The following is an 18,859-nucleotide window of genomic DNA, read 5'->3' as shown; positions in this document are numbered from 1 at the left end:
ACTTATTTTTGAATATTTTCATAATCAAGTTCATAATCAAGTTCATTGCTGTTTTACTGAGCATACATGCTGAACAAACATGTTCACCTGAACAAACAAAATCATGGTTTTATCTAAAAAACACATTCATACGCATCTATTCATTCATTAAAAAGAGGTGAACAATTTTGTTCATACCATATGGTTACAAAATATGTATAATGTGAATGGATTTAAATTTGTTATTAAAAATATCCGAAAATTATGATTTTACATGCAAACTTGCATGCTTTTTCGCTGATTTTCTAGCTTTGAACTATAATTTATGCTTAAATATAGGATAAATACACAAAGTATTTATTCGTTCAATATTAACTCAAATATGTAAAACTTAAATCAAGAAGTCATGAGTTTTGCACAATAGGGTTAAAACAAGGTGTTTTTATGGTTAGAAATGGGAATAAATCAAAGAAACTGTCTACTAAAAGATTGAAAAAATTACCAGATTATAATCTGGGAAAATCAAAAGTAATTGCAATCATGAACAATAAAGGTGGTTGTGGTAAAACAACAACCGCAATTTCGCTTGGATTACACCTTGCACGTTCCGGTAAAAATGTACTGTTTTGGGATAGTGATCCACAAAGCAATCTCACTCAACGACTTGGACTTTCAGATGAAAAGTTTTTAGACTCACGTCTTGATGTGTTTTTTAAAAATGCATTTGATGAAAGGGCAGAAGAGATTAGAAGTGATTTGGGAGTTGTAGTTAAGTATCCATATTTCTATAGGTTGCCAGACTCTGATTCAACACCTGGAACCATTGGAATAATGCCTGGTAGTCACATGTCTGAAATCAAGGCCAACCATGCAAAGGAAGATTTCCAGAAGGAAGGAGGTAGTTTTTTAAATCGTAACAGAAAGACATTATTTGGGTATTTTCACTCGGCACTTCAATTTTACGGCCAATATTTCGACTACATTATAATGGATACAGCCCCAGCTATGGAAGGTAATATTCTTTGTCAGCTAGCAGTCAGATCAGCTGATGAAATAATTTGCCCCATTGACGGTGTTGAAGCTGCAAGTGGCATTCGACATCTTTTAGAGTGGACTGCGGATGAACTAAGCCACGACACAACCTTATCTAGCGTGGGCAAACCAGAACCTAATTTTCTATTTGCTATGGTGAAATACCAAGCTGATACAAAAAATGTGTCAGACGAAGAAAACGATGCTTACATGAAAAATGCTGTTTATGTGGCATTGAAAAAAAGCCTTGGAGAGTTTGTTTGTGACAATGGTATCAAAGAATCATCTGCTTTGAGAAACAAAGTCTATGGTGGGTTTGGCAAAAAAACACAGTATGACGACCTGTGTCAAGAGCTCATAAGGAAAATGTCTTCACCACGGCCAAATATTTTCAAAACTGTTAATTTAGAGACGATGGTTGAACTGGATAAAGCACTCAACAATATATGTGTGAAAAACCTTAATAAGAAACCAGAATTCAAAGTTCCTGAATATGTAGGAGCGCGTGTTGCATGATAACAAGCCAGGCCGATATGGAACGGATGTTTGATAGCATTATCAAAAAAACACATCCTTACCTCATTTTTTCACCGGAGATATTTAAACTTGATTTATCTGGAAAATTGGTATCGCTATTCAAATTTTATTCTGAAGGCAGTACTGTTCAGTTTGAATCATTATGTTCAGAAATAGAAAGATTACTGGATGGTGCTGATTTTGGTTCACACATTGAAATAACTCTTCACCGGTTTAGGCACTATCAGATGCCATTATATCAGGCACATGATGAAATAACTAAGAGGATGATAGCAATTGATAGTTTTTCTGAGGAACTTGAGACCATAAAACAAAGAGTTTCAGTACTAGAAGAAAACAAAAAATGTGATAATACTAAAACTGTTGCTAACGTTGGTATAGAAAGTGCTCAAAAGGAGTCTGCTCCCAATGAAAAAATCATTGACAAACCTACAAAGACAAATATGGTACTTGAATGTATTAAAAAATCATCCATACCATTATCATATCAAGATATAGCAAAATCGACAGGAGTAGATAAGCATAGAATACAAAAAATAATGTATGAATTGAAAAAGCGTCCTGAGATATATTCAAAAATTACGATTTCTTCCAGGGAAGTGACAAATGAAAACAACTCAATAAAAGTTGAAAAAACATTTCAATGGAGGTCGACTGTCTAGAACATGTCTCTTGAATATTCTAAAATTTAATTTTTCAGTGTCTTTTGACAGTATAATAAAATATTTCTGGTTTTGTTTTTTTTTGTACATACTATTTGTTTTTTTAGAAAGTATTTACTAGATGCCTGGGGGTAGAATGTATCATAATATAATAATACAATGGTAATAAATGCTAAAGAAATGTACTTACCAAAATTATGGAAACCGGCGTGGATAAAAACAATATCCTCAGCCAGCACCAATTACTATTTGTCTACGTAGTCCAACCAGGAAAAAGATCGTCATCTCATTTATGGTGTCCTGATATCTCCCCGCCACTCTCCTGCATCCATTTGACCTGAGCTGCAGATCCTGCAGAGATCTCCCAGGAATCCAAACAAACCACCTAGTCAGATCCGGAGGGCGCCAGGGGTCCAGGCCAGGAGAACAAAATACACTCTTTCTTTTTACTGCTATCGTTTTTCTCTGGATTTAATTATTTTCGGTGTAAGTATGTACATACTAATGTATCATTGACTATTCACCGGTATAACTGGTACTTTCTTTTGAGTATTTATTATAATATTTGCTTATCTTGTCAATAACCGTTAAAACTGGTACTTTCTACACTGTATAAATAAAATGCCTATAAAAGTCCTAATTTGATTACTATGGCAAAAGCAAATCAAAATGCTAATGGTGTTGCGCTTGTTAAAGGCGGAACAGACAAGAAACAGAATGCAACGTGGAAGAGTAGAGCCTTGCTGTGGGTAGGAACCTGCATGGTCATGGCAACATGCCTTGTAGGTAGTGCCTCAGCAGCCACCATCAATTGGACAGAAATGATAGATCTTGTTAACGGTGTAACTGGTGTCATGCCATCATTTGGTGACCTTATCATGGCAGCAGTCCCAATCATATTGATACTATCTGTAGTAGGATTTACCACTGGATTGTTTGACAGTATCCTGGATGGGATCTCCAGCGCATTCAAGGTGTTCAAAAGGTAAAATTAAGGAGAGGGTAACACGAAAAAGTACACCACCTTTTTGATCTTCACTCTGGCTGTTACCCTCTTGATTCCCTCTGCAGCTGCAGACAACATCAGCATTTCTTTTTCAGATCTTCAGTTAGGCAGAAACATTGACATTGAAGTTTACCAGCCAACAGCCGGAGGAGCTGTCCTGGTAGCTCAAACAAACAGTACAGGATCATTGCAACTTGACACCAGTTCAGACTATGTGTTCATCATACGACCAACTGAGGACGTATGGTTCCAGAATCCAATGAATGCACTGGAACTAATGAAACTCCAGATGCCTACGATGCTCTCGTATCTGCTCTGGTTTGTGGCTGTGTTTGGCGGTGTGTATGTTGTGTACAAGAGGTTGTGAAAATGAGAAAATTAATATTAATGGCGTTGTGCTTCTGCTTGCTGGTATTGCCTGCAAGTGCAGGGACAGAACTAATTACTAATGGTGATGCTGAAACAGGGGATACGTCCGGATGGACGGTTACTGATTCAGTAGGATACTTAGTATACTCTGGGCCATGGGGTCGTTATTCAGGTTCTTATGGATTTATTTTAGACACTCCTGGGGATGAAATGTACCAAACTATCATGGTTCCCACTGAATCCCAACTAACGTTTTATTATAAATGTGCAAATGCAAACGACTGGCTTGATATAGATGGAACTACTTATAGTGATTTTACTAATGATGAGATATGGCACTTTTATTCTAGGACTTTAAGCGCAGGCACACACACGATAAAATATCATTCATATTCTATGTCTGGAAATAATTATTTTTGTTTCGATGATGTGTCAGTTATTGCAGAAGAAGCTCCTCCGATTATGTGGAGTCAATCATCATATTTAGCTAGTGATATTGCAAACATTACCTATAACTATCCTTCTTACAGTGCCAGCAGTGAAAACTTCATAGATATTAGGTCTTACAACCCTACTAGCACAGTGTGGGAGCTGGAAGAGCGAAGAATGGTATATAGTGATTCAGGCTCAATACAATATGTTGTTCCTGCATATGAATCAAGACAATTCAGAGCCGAATTAATGACTCGTGTTAGTGTCCTGTATAATCCTGTTGAAATTGGAAATGCAACAATGCAGATGACCTCAGAGGATGCATCCGTTGTTTTTGACAAGTACCTCTATGATCGTGATGAAAATATGACTTTTGGCTATTACAATATGCCATCTGGTTCATATGTGCAGTTTCACTCTGGCCCCACAGCAGACGGAGCTACATATTTCCAGCAATATAGCGGATTATCTGGAAACGGTACTGCAGGATACCAACTCCCTTCTAATGGTCCATACGGTGAACTTTTCTATGTAAGGGCCTATGACAGTGAAGGCAACCAGCTAAGTTATGATTATGCTTACACTGAGAACGAGCCCACGGAAAAAACAACTATACACGGACGTGTGAGGGATTCTGACACAGAGGCAGTAATTGAGGGTGCTCTGGTCACAGTGGGTTCCTGGACAACTCTCACTGATTCCTTCGGAGATTATAGCCTCACAATAGATAAGGGAACATGGGATATAGAAATATCAAAAACCAACTACATAACTAAAACAGTAGATGACTTCACTTTCTCAGGGACTTCTTATAGCTATGATCCATATTTGCAGCCAGATCCTACTGCATCCACGACATTGCATGGTACTATTGCCAATGTTGTAGGAGGTGCGATTTCAGGCGCACAAATTACAGTCTCCGATGGAACCAGTACAAAAACAGCAGTATCCTCCAGTAGTGGCTCCTGGACAATTTCCAACATGGTAGAGGGAGAAACATACACCGTCAAAGCAACTGCTACCTATTACGAAAATCATTACGGTTCTCTTACTTTTTCCTCTTCCTCAAACACCTATGCAATTGTTATGGTAGATGGTACATCTGAGGGCGAAGAGGAAGAGGATGATAGCGGCTCATCCGGTGGAATCTCTAACGATGAAGATGACGATAGCTCCAGCAGCTCAGACGATGAATACAGGCCAGGAAGAGCGGCAGCGAGAGGAACACTAGAGCAAGCTGAGGCTTCTATTCCGGGAATGTTCACCGTCCTTATGATAATCGTATTCATGGCAGCAATTAAAAAAGGTTCAAAATGAAGATTAGGATCTTAGCTCTTTGTTTCCTTTTGTTGTGTTTCACATCAGTAGCTGTAGCAACAGAGTCTTTCACAAAGGACAATACGCAGTACCTTAATTATGAAGTTGCTGATGGTTATGTTATTAGCAATGTTTACATTGACAATATCAAACCAGATTTTAATTGTACTGCTGAACTGGATTCTTTTGGTGAAACTTATATATTAATGGTAAATTGCACTAAATCTTGGGGATGGTGGTACTATGACATCTCTTTGAAGGATCCAAACGGAAACATTGAAACAACCACTCTCAAAAGTTTACAGCCATATGCAACTGATACAGATGTAAAAATTCAGTATTTTACATACTGGCTGGACAATGTTGATTTTGTAGGTCTTGATGTTGATGTTTATGTGGGTATTTTGCCACTTGTGGCTTCTTTTACAAATCCTGTAAGTTCAGACAGTGACATGGGAGAATTACTTAATTCTACGGACTTAACTTATACAAGATTAGCTTATAGCAATGCTAAAATAACATGTAATCAGGATTTTGATGCTGAAATTATCTATGTAACTCCTGCTGAATTTCAAGGACAAATAGACGAATCTATTTTGGAAATGATTTCCGGGAGTACAGAGCTCTTTTTTGATTGGGCCTGGGACTCTATCCTAGCATTCGTTGAAATGATTCCAGGAGTGGGGCCTTACCTGGCATCAGCTCTGGAAATGAGTGCATTCATTATTGGAGAGGTGTTTTTTTATCTGGACCTGCTTTTCATCGAGTATCCGGAAACAACTATCCTGACAATAGAGTTTCTGATTCTGGCTGCAACTATACTAAAAACAGACAAGAAAAGCAGCATCTGGGATATGGCAGAGACTTACATTTCAATGCACAAAGCTGTGATAGAGTTCTTTTATAATTTTGCAATACGCACCATCGAATTACTTGTAAAGATTGTACAAATGGTTGCGGATATTGTGGGGGCAATCAAACCACTGTGAGGTTATAGTATGGGAAGAAAAGACAAAAAAGAGAATGCAAAAGCCCTCATTATAAGACCTGGGCTTGATGGTATTGACCTGCAGACAATCAACATAGATGATGAGGTCGGCAAGGATCCTAAAGTGAATAAGGAATATGCTCTTCCTGAGTCAACAATTACGCTGACAATCAACGGAAAAAAGACACAGAACGTCTATCTCATTGATGGTGCAAAGGGGACCTCTGTAAAGCTGATAAGATCTGACGAGAAGGAGGAGGTAGGTGAGGGAGAGAACAAGCAGGAAGTCTCTCTCCTGACCATGAAGACAAGTCCCAGGAAGATAGCTGCTATCCTGGACACCACAATGATGCAAAGAGCCTACACACTGAAACCTGACAGGCGTACTCTGGGACTTGCTTTCTTTATCGGAATAGGTGTTGGATTCTTTACAGGGCTCTTTTTCTGAGGTGAACATATGGACTCTGAGACAGCAAAGGAATTACTCAAAACAACAGCCAGCAATTACTCCAGCGAGGCTCAGAAGAACCAGGAGATATCAAAGCTCATCACAGATGATTCTGACTCAATGCTGGACCTGTCAGAGCAGCAGATAATCGTCATGGCCATGTATAGATCTTTTCATGAGAATGTCCTGCCTTTGCCTCAAACAATGTCTTTCCTGGATAACTATGGAGGCCTTAGCAGGTCCAGGGATCGTATGGGTCGACAGGAGTTTGTCGAGTGCCATGCTCGAAGGCCTACATACATAATCAATCCACACGACACTGACAAAGAGCAGATACAAATGGCCAGCCCTCAGCAGCCTAAAAAAAGCGTATGGGATAAGTTGAGGAGAAATAGGAACCAGTGATATTATGGCCAAATCAGCTCTTTCTTTTCATCTGTCAGAGGCTCTTATGTCTCTGATCTACAATTCAAACGGATCTCTTTACCAGAGGACCAACCTGATAGCTATTATTTTCTCTGATGTAGAGGCCATGCTGGATAAAAAAGAGGACTTGCTCAAACCGATAAGGGAAAACATGAAGCTCCTGAGAGAAGGCTATGAGCCTATTATGGACCGTGATATCACTGTGATGGCTAAGAGACTGGCCTATGAGCAGGTCCTTGACGATACCAGGACAGCACTGATCAAACTGATAGACAAGGAAAATCTAGTCTCAACAAGTAATCTGATGACGGTAAAAGCAACTAAATGGGGAAATAATGATGAGTGAGCACATAATGATCACCTGGCTGGACTACCAGAAAGCCTGCTTTGTTGTAGGTCTTACTTGCATGTTCGTTGGCATGTTCATTGGTGAGTTGAAATACAACCGTGACGGCCTGAAAAAGAAGCTAAGCAAAATCATGGAGAGCCTGGAGTGAGCTGGCAGGATCGTTTCAAGAGGGAATTTATCCAGCGACCAGGAGAGCACCTGCTTAACCTGGGAATCACTGGATCCGGGAAGACTCAGGACCTCATCTGGATCCTGGATGCTCTCAGGTCCGGAGCTCCGGAGGAGACTATTCTCTGGAACGATGCCGGAAAGTCTAATGAGCTTCTCCTGGTTGGCCAGTTCGGACCGTTGCATATTCTCCTACCTGAAGGAATGGATATTGACATTACATCCGATTCAGTGGAATATACAAAGACCTGGTTCACAGATCCTGCAGATGTGTGGAGATCCCTGGAACGTGGAAAGATCAACGTGCTCTGCATAGAGCCTTTCATCCGCAAGCCTCAGTACTTTACTCCGGTAGTTACAAGCATATTCTCCAAGCTTATTGACCTGGCACACGATCACCATTTACCTGTCCCTCTTTCGATCTTTTATGACGAGTTCCACAGAGTTGCACCCGGAAAGGGACAGGCCTATGACTCCAAACACGCTGCCTTTGGTGCTGAGATACAGTACAACATAGAGACTTTAAGATCTCTTAGGGTTCGCTTTGTTGCAAGTACTCATGGATGGACTAAGCTCCGCAAAGGTGTTAGATCTTCTTTCAATTGGTTCATGATTAACAGGGGAGGCTCATTCACTTCCTCAGAACAGCCAAGGTTATCCAGGTATAATAAGAAATTCGAGACACTGGAAAACAACGAGGCTATTATTGCATTTCCTGACAAGGTTTTCACTGACATTATGGAAATACCCTACTATGGTGAAGGATGGCAACATGGATCTATCTATTACAGCGGAAAAATTACACCACAGAATTCTCCATTTATCAAGCAGAAAAAAGAGGTCAACAGGGATGATTTACAGTCAATCAAGGACATGCTCTTAAATGACCTAATGAGAGCTGGCAAGGAATCAGTAGAAGCAACAAACTGATACATAAAAGTGAAATTTATATATACTACTAATTAGCTCTATATATCTGGTGTTAAAAAATGGCATCTTCTCTTGTAATGCGTAGATTATCATGTATTGAGCCTAAAAATCGGGTTAGGATGGAGGTACGTCTGGAGGCTGAACTGGCCAACATCATAAGGAAAAATGCTCTTAACCCTTCAGATATTGCAAATATCGGTATTGAAAAGGTACTGGTTGGACAGGGATATTTCCCCGCCATTGCAGTAAAAGCAGATCCTTGTCTCCTCCTGGATCCGGAGGTCCTCACAACCATCCAGGACAATAATATGAACGTCTCTACAATCCTGAACACTGGTGCAAGGATATTGCTGAGGGAGAAGGGGCTGCTAGCTTAATTGTCCTTTTTGTGTCACTCTGCAGCTGACAACTGAGCTCAGGCCTGTGAGATATCCTGACATTATTCAGGTGCTTGATATCGTTGTACAAAGCGGCAAATATTGTATAAATTCTATTGATCTAGTCTGAAGATTTAATTTTAAGTGCAAATAATAAGCCTGCAATAATGCCAACTAGTGCCCCACCAATTAAGCCATATTCTGCCTTATCTGGTCCTGCTACATATACTCCTATGCCTATTCCCATGTGTGCTATAAATATGAAACTCAACAATGCAGCTCCCCAACCAAATTGTTTACCTATTCTTATTTCTTTATTTTCTGATTGGTTCAAATTATGCGGTAAATCATTATCTTCATACAGATTATTAACTGCTTCAGGTGTTCTGCCAACTACTGATCCTATGAACCATCCTATAGCAGCTCCTAGTAATATGTAAGTAATTGATGCATATGCTACTGCTTGTGCCTGGCCATTTCCCTGAAGGCTATATGCAATTATTTCAAATGGATTTAATTGCTTGAGTCCATATACGGATGGGCGGAAAACATAGCCTGCAAATGCTCCAATCAATGTGCCAAATAACTGACTATCCTCTTTTAACATCTTACCACCTAGTTAAAAAAGAAAAACAGCAATTAGTAATAACACTTGCTAAATATTAACATATAGCCGTATATGATTTACAATTAATATCAGCGTCTCTATATTTTGAATAAAAATATGTGATTTTTGGAACGTGTTGCAGATATTCCTGGCGAATGATCTCCGGATCGAAGTTTATGTAATGTTGCCTCATTGCATCCTTTTTCATACTGTCACCTCTGAGCCAGTGGATGTATAGCTCTTTCATTCCGGATCTTTCCAGTTGAGTGGTGGCAAATCCTCTGAGACAATGGCAGGTTAAACGCTTGTGCAGTGGTCCTCCAGGCTGATGCAAGCCCAGGGGTGTAGCGTAATGTTGCAGGATATCGTTAGTATAATCTTTATGGATCCTTCCTCCGCGCTTGGAGATCCAGAGGTAATCAGTCTTTGCTCTTGGGGCTCTCCATTCGAAATATCTTTCCAGGATATCGTGTAGTTCATCATCAATGAATCCCAGGCGTACTTTTCTTTTCTTTTTCCTGCTCCAGTAGATCTCATTCCTAGACATGTCAATGTCATCCACTTTGAGCTCCATGTATTCTCCTCTCCTGGAGGCAGTCTTTGCCAGGGTGCAAATCATTGCCTGCTCCATTATTGTTTCGTCCTGGTCGTTCTCCATGGCTCGGATAATGGCTCTCAGGTCCTGAAGTTCCGGAATGAATCTTCTGTCCGGTTCATAACTTTGATCAAGATAGCGAGCTCTAATCTGTGGAATAGGGTTTGCTGTTGCCAGATCAACAAAAATCAAATATTCATAAAATCCGGAAATGGCTGAAAAGTCCCTCTGGATAGTGCTTGGTTTCTTTCCTTTTTCCTGCAGGTACTCCAGATATAATACTATGTCGTGTTTGTCCAGGGAAATAGGATCCTCAAAATATTCCAGGAATTCTTTGACACTACTTTTATAGCTCTCAATAGTGCGGCAAGTCCTACCCCTGACCTTGCAGTCATGCAAATATTGACTTAAAAGTTCCATTTTTTAGTCCCACCGAGGATTAGGACTAAAATTATCCTTTATATTTTGTTGGAACATAGACTCTATAGAGAAATATATAGCACAGTTAAAAAGATTAATCTATATAAAATTATAAATTAAGTTTAGGTAAAGTTAAAAGAAATAGAGACGGATGCTCCGATGGGGATTCGAACCCCAGTCGCAGGAGTGAGAGTCCTGCATGATTGGCCGTGCTACACTATCGGAGCAATCTGCTTTGCTTGTCAGCACCCTTGAAAGTCACTCAAAGCATATTAATCTTTCGTTTGATGAAAAAGGGTGTATGCTTGCGATTTATGCAAACATACTGTATGGGGAAGTTTGTTCTTCTTCCTCGGAAACGACTTTCTCATAAGCGTCAAGGAGATCCTGCATTTTGATGCTGTCTCCGCGTCTTCTGAGAACGAACATTCCGGCTTCCTTTGTGATAATTTTAATATCTGCACCACTGAGGCCGTTTGTCATCTTTGCGAGTTTCTCAAAGTCCACATCCTCAGCCATGTTCATCTTGCGGGTGTGAATCTTGAAAATCTCAAAGCGTCCCTTCTCATCAGGGAGTGGAACCTCAATAACACGGTCAAATCTTCCCGGACGAAGCAGTGCAGGGTCAAGAAGATCTATCCTGTTGGTTGCGGCAATGACCTTAACATTTCTGGTTGCATCAAAACCATCCATCTCAGCAAGGAGCTGAAGCATGGTACGGTTCACTTCCGCAGAACCTGTGGTACCATCGTGTGTACGCATGCCACCCACAGCATCAATCTCATCAATGAAAAGGATGGATGGGGACTTGTCGCGAGCCATCTGGAACACATCTTTCACAAGGCGTGCGCCTTCTCCCACAAACTTCTGCACAAGGTCTGAACCTGACATCCTGATAAATGTAGCATTTGCTCTTGAAGCAACAGCCTTTGCGATAAGGGTCTTACCTGTTCCCGGAGCGCCGTACATCAGCACACCTGTTGGAGGCTCAATTCCTATCTTCTCGAACAACTCCGGCTCGACAAGCGGAAGTTCCACAGATTCGATAACCTCTTTCAGGACATCATCAAGGCCGCCTATCATGTCATAGTCGATTCCCGGAGAGTTGATAAGCTCCATAACCTGGGCACGCACGTCCGCAGCTCTGGAGATGATAGATATAATAGAGAATGCGGCATTCACGCAAACTCTCATACCTGCCTCAACATTAATATTGGCTGGTATCTTGGTCACAACTTCCTGGTTGTTTCCATGCTGTCTGATAAGTGCCGTTCCGTTGTCAACTTCCATGACTGTGGCGATGAAAAGTGGTGGGGTTGTGAGCTGCTCTATCTGTCTCTTGAGCTTGCTTGTCTCTTCAAGATAATTGTTTGCCAGCATGCTTGCTTCAAGCAACTTTGCCCGCATGTTTTCGTTATTGACTTTAAGTAATTCAATTTCATGGAGTAAGGTCTCCACATCTTTTTCGTCAAGAGAATTGGACTCTATCTGAGTCTTTATCTTTGAACTAATATTGTCAATTGGTGATTCAGCACTACTATTTGACATAGGGGCTTACTATGGGTATCATTGGATATAAAGGCGACTGCACCAATGCATCATGCTTTTGTTCGCAGCATCTTTATTTTTGTACTACCTCTCATATTGCTAAAATGGCCTGAAATGTCTTTTTTAAGCTTATCACAAAAAACAGTTTTGTATTCTTTTTGTGCTTCCTTTGACTTTTATTTTGATAAAAAATACTTAATAACCATTTAATTGGCTTTAATAAAGCTTAAAATCTGTTTCTGTTTTTTCAGCACACATAATTACTGTTAAATTCGACAAAAAACGAAATATTTATCTATTATTATTGCAGTTGTTGTATTGTAGACGAATTGTGTGATTTGTCTTCAATGTGTATTGAATGTTTTAATTTTTAAATAAAGCTCTATTATTGCTTTGATTTACTTTAAAACATGTTGATACATATTATTAGAGCAAATATTTATATAATATTAAACCCATGTATGTATTGTGAAGCACAGAGAAACAGTGTGTTCCTGATGTATTCACAAGATAACGGATCAAGATTAATGAGCAACACCATGAGTCTGAGGGGATAAATGGTTTTGTGAATCCATCACTACATCTGAGGGGATGAATGGATCCGCAAAGAGGCAAAAAGGATGAAGGTTCGGCTTGAGATCATCAACGACGATGGCACTAAAAAAGCAAGCGCCGAGTTCGGGATTGCTGACAGGCACAGTCAGTTGGCATTCCTGAACATATATGCAGACGAGACTAGAACTATTTCCGAACCTTCGTCCAATTCACCTAACATGATGCAAAATGCATTAGCTCCTTCTAATACTACTAATTCTCAGGAAAATATTGCCGGACAGAATGTATACCAACCACAATTTGTTCAGCAGCCTCCTGTTATTTCTCAACAGCCAGCGCAGCAGGTGAATCAATCACAGCAGTACCAGCAACAGTATTCACAGATGCCGGTACAGCAAACACAGATTCCTGCACAGCCTGTGCCGCCACAAACTCAACAGTTCAGGCAGGCTTATGCACCACAACCGGGACAGAATTCAGTTCCGAATACAATTAATGATTATCAATTGCCGCCGCAATATATACAACCCAACACTCTACCTCCTGTGGGGGTTCAGCAATATGGGTATGGACAGCCGACACCACCACTGTCATCTACGGTCCGCCAAACAATGAATCCTAACCAACAGATGATGTCGGCTGTACCTAATATTGAAGCTCCGTTACAGGTTCAGCGACAGGCAGCACCACAACGCAAGGTTCCTTCACTTCATGATAGGATGAATGACAATTCACTGACAATCAATGAACGTCTGGAACTCTTCCTGAAGTACGAATACCCGAGAATCTGGTTCTCATCACAGGATATTCAGAAGCAGTACGAGCGTATTTACGGTGAAATAAAACAGAGTACAGTGTCTACATATCTCTCTCGTATGTTCCGCAAGAACATTCTTGCACGCAGGGGGAACAGGACACAGCGTGAGTACCGCTACATTGCAGACGAGCTTGAACCCGAATCCGATATGGGCATTGACCAGATGGCATCAATGCCTCAGGATTATAGGTTCCAGTACTAACTTTTCTTTTTAGGGATATTTATTTTTTAAAAACAATATTCTTTTACTGTTACTTATTTAACAGACCTTTAACATACTGATTCTCATGCGTTCGCCACAGGAGCTTTCACAACTGGGTTCACTACTCATATTCCTTGGATTTTTCCTTGTTTTTGCCGGTGTAATACTTTCTTCTTTCAGTGGCAGTGGCGATTTTGGTGGCCTTTTCATGATAGGTCCGGTACCAATTGCATTTGGATCATCTCCGGAAATTACGTCATCCATGCTCTGGGCAGGTGTCCTGATAGCTGTGATCTATCTGTTAGCAAGGAGGGGACTGTGATGCTTGGTGGTAGCTTGATATTATTAGGGATGCTGTTGATCATTGCAGGTTTTATTTTAATCTTCATTTCAGGTGTGTCTAACTCTCAGAATACTGAAATAAAGGATGAATACTCTTTAAATTCAAATTCAGCTTATTCTGATCCTTCTAATCCACGTGATGATAATGGGCCAGTTTCTGATAAAACAGAGGTAAGAGGAAGCGGTCTTATTATGATAGGGCCAATTCCGGTTATAATCGGTTCGGACAATAAGAGTGCCCAGACACTGATGATACTGGCAATTGTGCTGATGCTGTTGTATTTCCTGATATTCTCCCGGTGAACTTGGGGATTATTTCATGACATGCCTGTGAATCGTGTGGTGAGGCAGTGATATTGTTTACCGGTGAAATCCTGTTTTTAGAAATGAAATACGCATGCACTTCGCCTGTGAATACGTTTATAGGCTTTCGGCTCAATACACATATTGATGCGTCCTTTCAAACTAGTTTCTGAATACAGTCCGAAGGGTGATCAGCCCAAGGCAATTTCCCAGCTTACAGAAGGTATGCTTGCAGGAAAGAAACACCAGACATTGCTCGGTGTGACAGGTTCAGGAAAGACCTTCACAGTAGCCAATGTCATACAGAATGTGCAAAAACCAACTCTTGTGATAGCACACAACAAAACCCTTGCTGCACAGCTATTTTCTGAGTTCCGGGAATTCTTCCCGGATAATGCCGTTGAGTATTTTGTCAGTTATTACGATTATTACCAGCCGGAGGCTTACCTGCCTACAACTGATACTTATATCGAAAAGGATGCGTCAATCAACGAAGAAATAGACAGGCTGAGACTTTCGGCAACCAAAGCTCTGCTGGAGCGCAAAGATGTTATTGTGGTTTCCAGTGTTTCCTGCATCTACAACCTCGGTTCTCCTGATGAGTGGAGAGCTATGTCTGTGATGCTCACTCCCGGAATGGAGATTGACAGACCTGCTTTCCTTGAATCACTTATCAATATTCAGTATGAAAGGAATGATATTGATTTTACACAGGGTACTTTCCGTTTGCGTGGGGATACGATTGAAATATTTCCGGCACAGGAGAAGGAAGGGATAAGAGTCGAGCTTTTTGGTGATGAGATTGACAGGATTGCTTATTTTGATACTCTGACTGGAAAAGTGCTGGAAGAAGTGCTTCAGGGTGAGACAATCGGTATCTATCCTGCCAAACACTTCGTTATGCCGGAGGAATATATTGACAAGGCTCTGGGCACAATTGAAGCTGAACTTCATGACAGGCTGGCTGTGCTGAGGTCGGAGAACCGTTTGCTTGAAGCTCAAAGGCTGGAACAGAGGACCAAGTTTGACATGGAGATGATCCGTGAGCTTGGTTATTGCAGTGGTATTGAGAATTACTCTCGGCACTTTGACGGTCGCCGTCCCGGCGAGCCTCCATCTTCTCTGCTTAATTTCTTCCCTGATGATTATCTTCTGGTTATTGATGAATCACATGTAACCATCCCGCAGGTACGCGGAATGCACAACGGTGACAGGGCAAGGAAGCAGTCACTGGTAGAGTACGGTTTCAGGTTGCCTTCGGCTCTTGATAACAGGCCGCTGCGTTATGATGAGTTTGAGAGGCAGCTTGACAATGTTATTTATGTTTCTGCAACTCCTGCGGAATATGAGGTTGAGAAAAGCAAGGCTGTGGTTGAGCAGATTATCCGTCCTACAGGCCTTGTTGATCCTGAAATTACTGTCCGGCCGGTTGAGAATCAGGTGGATGACCTTATCGGTGAGATTCGCAAGGTAACTGCGAAAGGATTCAGGATTCTTGTGACGACTCTGACTAAAAGGATGTCCGAGGATCTGACTGAATATCTTCTGGAGCTGGGCATCAGGGTGCGATATATGCACTCGGATATCGATACTCTTCAACGTGCGGAGATTGTCAGGGATTTGAGAAAAGGTGAGTTCGATGTGCTTATCGGAATTAACCTGCTGCGAGAGGGTCTTGATATTCCTGAGGTTTCTTTTGTTGCGATACTGGATGCTGATAAGGAGGGTTTCCTGCGCTCGGAGCGTTCACTTATCCAGACTATCGGACGTGCTTCAAGGAACTCGGAAGGTCGTGTCATCCTGTATGCTGACAATATGACTGGTTCTATGGAGCGTGCTATCAGTGAAACCGAGAGGCGTCGCAAGCTTCAGATGGAGTTTAACGAGAAGCATGGTATTACGCCAACTACAATTCGCAAGGCTCTGCAAAAAGAACTTGTGAAGGGTGAGAAATACCAGCTTGCTTCCGGTGTGATGGCAATTGCAGAGGATGCTTCGGCTCGTGAAATCAAAGATATTATCATTGACCTTGAGGCTGATATGCACCTTGCTGCCAAGAACCTTGAATTTGAGAGGGCGGCAGAACTTCGCGACAGAATAAAGGAACTCAGGGAAGAATATTCCCTGTGATTGCTTCCTCTTTTAAATACTACCCCGGATTATATTCATTATCAGGCGAAAAGATTATATTGGAAAAAGCACTGTATTGGGTGTCCAAACTGCGCTGGTGGTTTAGTGGCTATGACTGAGGCCTTCCAAGCCTTAAACCCGGGTTCGAATCCCGGTCGGCGCACTCAATTTTTTTTCTTAAAATTAAGATTGTTACTAGACTTTGTTTTATTTTGTTTTTAGAGCAGGGATGCAGGAAGTATACATCAAGGCTCAGGGGAGATTCATTAAAGAAAAAGACCTGGGCTAATAATTACCTGGAATTTGATCCGGAACTTGTGAGGAAAGAGTATCTGTCTTGTGTACCTCAGTTAAATTGCTTATTTTAGCTTCAAAACGGCATAAACATCGACACTATCATTTACCTCATCTAAGTCATAACAGCGTATAAGTAGATCGCTCCCTTTAACAGTCACAATATCCCTCTCTGTATTGTTTTCTGTCCATGAATAAGATTTTAACTCTCCTGATCTATTGTAATTAACAACCACTTTTACGGGCTTGTAGTTATCATGCAAATCAAATGAGAAATCTTGAATTTGCAATGTTACAGGTAAATTGTTTACTAGGTGTATTTTTGCATAACATGTTTCATTTTTATATTCTGGAATCTCTGCATCTAAAGATACCACATTGTCCATGCATATTTCATCAGTCATCACTACAGATACTTTAGTTTCATTGATTTCATTGATAATAAAATAATTATCATTTACATAGTAGTCTGTAGTTTTCCTGTTAAATCCTCCCTTCGATGCACTAACTACATTGTATTCCGTCTCAACCCTTACCCAGTCTAAAGCGAGAGGATGATTAATTGTATAATGCCGGTAAACTATTTTATCAGCTGAAATACGTGACAAATTATGCTCAACTGGAAACTCATCTACAACAATTACAGTATCCCCATCTTCTGTATCTATACTAGGTATTAATGAGGCTGTACCAATTGCTATAAATGATAACAAAATAAGAGCAATCATGAATATTTTTAAACGTGATGATATATTCAGCGATTCTAATCTTATAAGTGAGTCTAGTTTATCATTTTCTTCATAAAATATTGCTATATTTAGAATTAACAAAAGTAAAATCGGAAGCCAGCATGCAAGACAAATATATGCAAAATGCATAAAGTAAACTGAGTAATGTGTTGCAGTCAGACTAATTATCTCAGATAGAGCCATGATTACTAAAATCAACAGAAGTAATATCAAAATAGCATAATTAATATGCATATGCAATCTTTTGCATTCAATCAGGGCAACTTTAACTTTCCTCCTATAAGCAATTAGGTAGCCAATTAAAAGAAAAAATCCAGTTCTGTACAAAGATACATCAGCAACAGGATTCATAATCATATCTTCGCTTGTGAAATTGATAATATTAATAAAAGCAGTTAAAAGAGTATACAACGGAAGAAGCAAGAAATAAAAAGTAATAAAACCAAAAACGAGAGATATGCCTACTTTATCTATCTCTGAAAAATCAGTCCATGATTTACTTCCATAGAAATATATAAAGAACAAAGCATAACCAAATATAGAACATGAAAGTAGAATTTCTCTGTTCACTTCTGCTGAAAGCAAATCCAAGATAAAATACAGCATATCACAACTAAACACTGTTCAAAATAATAAAGGTTCCTATCTTCATAATTTTAATTTGAGATACAATTTAAGCTTACAGCAGAATACATCCCACCTTCATACGTCGAACAATCCTCCATGAGCTCTAAACCCTATTTTTTAGATTTAAGGAACTTACTAAATTCAATTGTCTCAGAAAAACTCATTTTAGTGAATGATATTTGCGCATCATCATTTGTATCATCGTAATACAATTCGGATTCAGCTTCCAAATTTCTAATCTTATGTAATGGAACAGGTTCATTTGTTTTTTGACTCTTAAACGCATAAAAATCTTTACAGATATCTACTCCTAGTTTACATGGATATACAACAAACATGTGCGTTTCAGGATGAAAATTAAAAGGAAATGATTTACAAACCTCAGGTCTCCACCTATAAACAGTACATCTATTAGATTCTGATAAATACCTACATGGTGGTTTTATTATGTATGTTCTATTGCCATCAAATTCAGTGAACTCTATATCTGTTATATTTTCTTTAGTTCCTTTGCGTAATGTATTGAGCTCTTTTTCTATTAACTCAATATCTTGAGATGTGCAACAAAAAGCAAAACAGTCAGAAGGGCATGAATAATTGGATAATATCTTTTTAAGTGCAGTATGTGCGTCTCAAACGAGTTTACCTTC

Annotated in this window: 21 protein-coding genes and 2 tRNA genes; 17 read left to right on the top strand and 6 right to left on the bottom strand. The window is 40.0% G+C overall.

Annotated elements, in window-relative coordinates:
- The first annotated feature begins 423 nt into the window (after positions 1–423).
- The 12 genes from METTI_RS03970 (at position 424) to METTI_RS03920 (ending at position 9,020) form a co-directional block, all read left to right on the top strand.
- Positions 424–1,527 (top strand): ParA family protein, encoded by a 1,104-nt coding sequence (locus METTI_RS03970; protein ID WP_023844530.1) that lies wholly within the window; start codon positions 424–426, stop codon positions 1,525–1,527.
- Positions 1,524–2,210 (top strand): hypothetical protein, encoded by a 687-nt coding sequence (locus tag METTI_RS03965; protein WP_023844529.1) that lies wholly within the window; start codon positions 1,524–1,526, stop codon positions 2,208–2,210. Before METTI_RS03970 ends, METTI_RS03965 begins: the two co-directional genes overlap by 4 nt.
- 650 nt (positions 2,211–2,860) lie before the next feature.
- On the top strand, positions 2,861–3,199 hold the full coding sequence (locus tag METTI_RS03960) for a hypothetical protein (RefSeq protein ID WP_023844528.1): 339 nt from the start codon (positions 2,861–2,863) through the stop codon (positions 3,197–3,199).
- A gap of 66 nt (positions 3,200–3,265) precedes the next feature.
- Positions 3,266–3,583: a hypothetical protein gene (locus METTI_RS15930; RefSeq protein WP_169729098.1), complete on the top strand. Its 318-nt coding sequence runs from the start codon at positions 3,266–3,268 to the stop codon at positions 3,581–3,583.
- 2 nt (positions 3,584–3,585) lie between these two features.
- A complete protein-coding gene (locus METTI_RS03950; RefSeq protein ID WP_023844526.1) occupies positions 3,586–5,334 on the top strand; it encodes a carboxypeptidase-like regulatory domain-containing protein in 1,749 nt (582 codons plus the stop codon).
- Complete coding sequence (locus METTI_RS03945; protein WP_023844525.1) at positions 5,331–6,323, top strand: hypothetical protein; 993 nt, start codon at positions 5,331–5,333, stop codon at positions 6,321–6,323. Before METTI_RS03950 ends, METTI_RS03945 begins: the two co-directional genes overlap by 4 nt.
- Before the next feature lie 9 nt (positions 6,324–6,332).
- Positions 6,333–6,770, top strand: coding sequence for a hypothetical protein (locus METTI_RS03940; RefSeq protein WP_023844524.1), 438 nt, complete (start codon positions 6,333–6,335; stop codon positions 6,768–6,770).
- Between the two features lie 9 nt (positions 6,771–6,779).
- On the top strand, positions 6,780–7,175 hold the full coding sequence (locus METTI_RS03935) for a hypothetical protein (RefSeq protein ID WP_023844523.1): 396 nt from the start codon (positions 6,780–6,782) through the stop codon (positions 7,173–7,175).
- 4 nt (positions 7,176–7,179) lie between these two features.
- Positions 7,180–7,542, top strand: coding sequence for a hypothetical protein (locus tag METTI_RS03930; protein WP_048135133.1), 363 nt, complete (start codon positions 7,180–7,182; stop codon positions 7,540–7,542).
- Positions 7,532–7,693: a hypothetical protein gene (locus METTI_RS15680; protein WP_156916241.1), complete on the top strand. Its 162-nt coding sequence runs from the start codon at positions 7,532–7,534 to the stop codon at positions 7,691–7,693. Before METTI_RS03930 ends, METTI_RS15680 begins: the two co-directional genes overlap by 11 nt.
- Positions 7,690–8,643, top strand: coding sequence for a hypothetical protein (locus METTI_RS03925; RefSeq protein ID WP_023844520.1), 954 nt, complete (start codon positions 7,690–7,692; stop codon positions 8,641–8,643). The genes METTI_RS15680 and METTI_RS03925 overlap by 4 nt, the downstream gene beginning before the upstream one ends.
- Positions 8,644–8,702: 59 nt before the next feature.
- Entirely contained in the window at positions 8,703–9,020 is a 318-nt protein-coding gene (locus METTI_RS03920; protein WP_023844519.1) for a hypothetical protein, read from the top strand.
- 121 nt (positions 9,021–9,141) lie between these two features.
- Here METTI_RS03920 and METTI_RS03915 read toward each other — a convergent pair whose 3' ends face one another.
- From METTI_RS03915 to METTI_RS03900, 4 genes are all read right to left on the bottom strand, one after another.
- Positions 9,142–9,627 (bottom strand): hypothetical protein, encoded by a 486-nt coding sequence (locus METTI_RS03915; RefSeq protein WP_023844518.1) that lies wholly within the window; start codon positions 9,625–9,627, stop codon positions 9,142–9,144.
- Positions 9,628–9,682: 55 nt separating this feature from the next.
- Positions 9,683–10,642 (bottom strand): tyrosine-type recombinase/integrase, encoded by a 960-nt coding sequence (locus METTI_RS03910; protein WP_023844517.1) that lies wholly within the window; start codon positions 10,640–10,642, stop codon positions 9,683–9,685.
- Between the two features lie 152 nt (positions 10,643–10,794).
- Positions 10,795–10,869, bottom strand: a tRNA-Glu gene (locus METTI_RS03905).
- An 85-nt stretch (positions 10,870–10,954) separates the two neighbouring features.
- Entirely contained in the window at positions 10,955–12,190 is a 1,236-nt protein-coding gene (locus tag METTI_RS03900) for a proteasome-activating nucleotidase (protein ID WP_023844516.1), read from the bottom strand.
- Between the two features lie 620 nt (positions 12,191–12,810).
- On the opposite strand from METTI_RS03900, the gene METTI_RS15015 reads away from it, so the two are divergent.
- From METTI_RS15015 to METTI_RS03875, 5 genes are all read left to right on the top strand, one after another.
- Positions 12,811–13,764, top strand: a complete 954-nt coding sequence (locus METTI_RS15015) for a hypothetical protein (protein ID WP_023844515.1) — start codon at positions 12,811–12,813, stop codon at positions 13,762–13,764.
- 85 nt (positions 13,765–13,849) lie between these two features.
- A complete protein-coding gene (locus METTI_RS03890) occupies positions 13,850–14,086 on the top strand; it encodes a TIGR00304 family membrane protein (protein WP_023844514.1) in 237 nt (78 codons plus the stop codon).
- Entirely contained in the window at positions 14,086–14,409 is a 324-nt protein-coding gene (locus tag METTI_RS03885; RefSeq protein WP_023844513.1) for a TIGR00304 family membrane protein, read from the top strand. The genes METTI_RS03890 and METTI_RS03885 overlap by 1 nt, the downstream gene beginning before the upstream one ends.
- Positions 14,410–14,556: 147 nt before the next feature.
- Entirely contained in the window at positions 14,557–16,539 is a 1,983-nt protein-coding gene (gene uvrB, locus METTI_RS03880; RefSeq protein WP_023844512.1) for an excinuclease ABC subunit UvrB, read from the top strand.
- A gap of 91 nt (positions 16,540–16,630) precedes the next feature.
- Positions 16,631–16,702, top strand: a tRNA-Gly gene (locus METTI_RS03875).
- A gap of 196 nt (positions 16,703–16,898) precedes the next feature.
- On the opposite strand, the gene METTI_RS03865 is transcribed toward METTI_RS03875, so the two are convergent.
- Entirely contained in the window at positions 16,899–18,188 is a 1,290-nt protein-coding gene (locus METTI_RS03865) for a hypothetical protein (protein ID WP_023844511.1), read from the bottom strand.
- A gap of 131 nt (positions 18,189–18,319) precedes the next feature.
- Positions 18,320–18,817 (bottom strand): YkgJ family cysteine cluster protein, encoded by a 498-nt coding sequence (locus METTI_RS16280; protein ID WP_084324040.1) that lies wholly within the window; start codon positions 18,815–18,817, stop codon positions 18,320–18,322.
- Between the last annotated feature and the right edge of the window lie 42 nt (positions 18,818–18,859).

Source organism: Methanolobus tindarius DSM 2278, assembly GCF_000504205.1.
In the GTDB taxonomy this organism is placed as follows: Archaea; Halobacteriota; Methanosarcinia; order Methanosarcinales; family Methanosarcinaceae; genus Methanolobus; species Methanolobus tindarius.
Note: the sequence above shows the minus strand (reverse complement) of the source record. Positions and strands in the feature narration are given on the sequence as shown.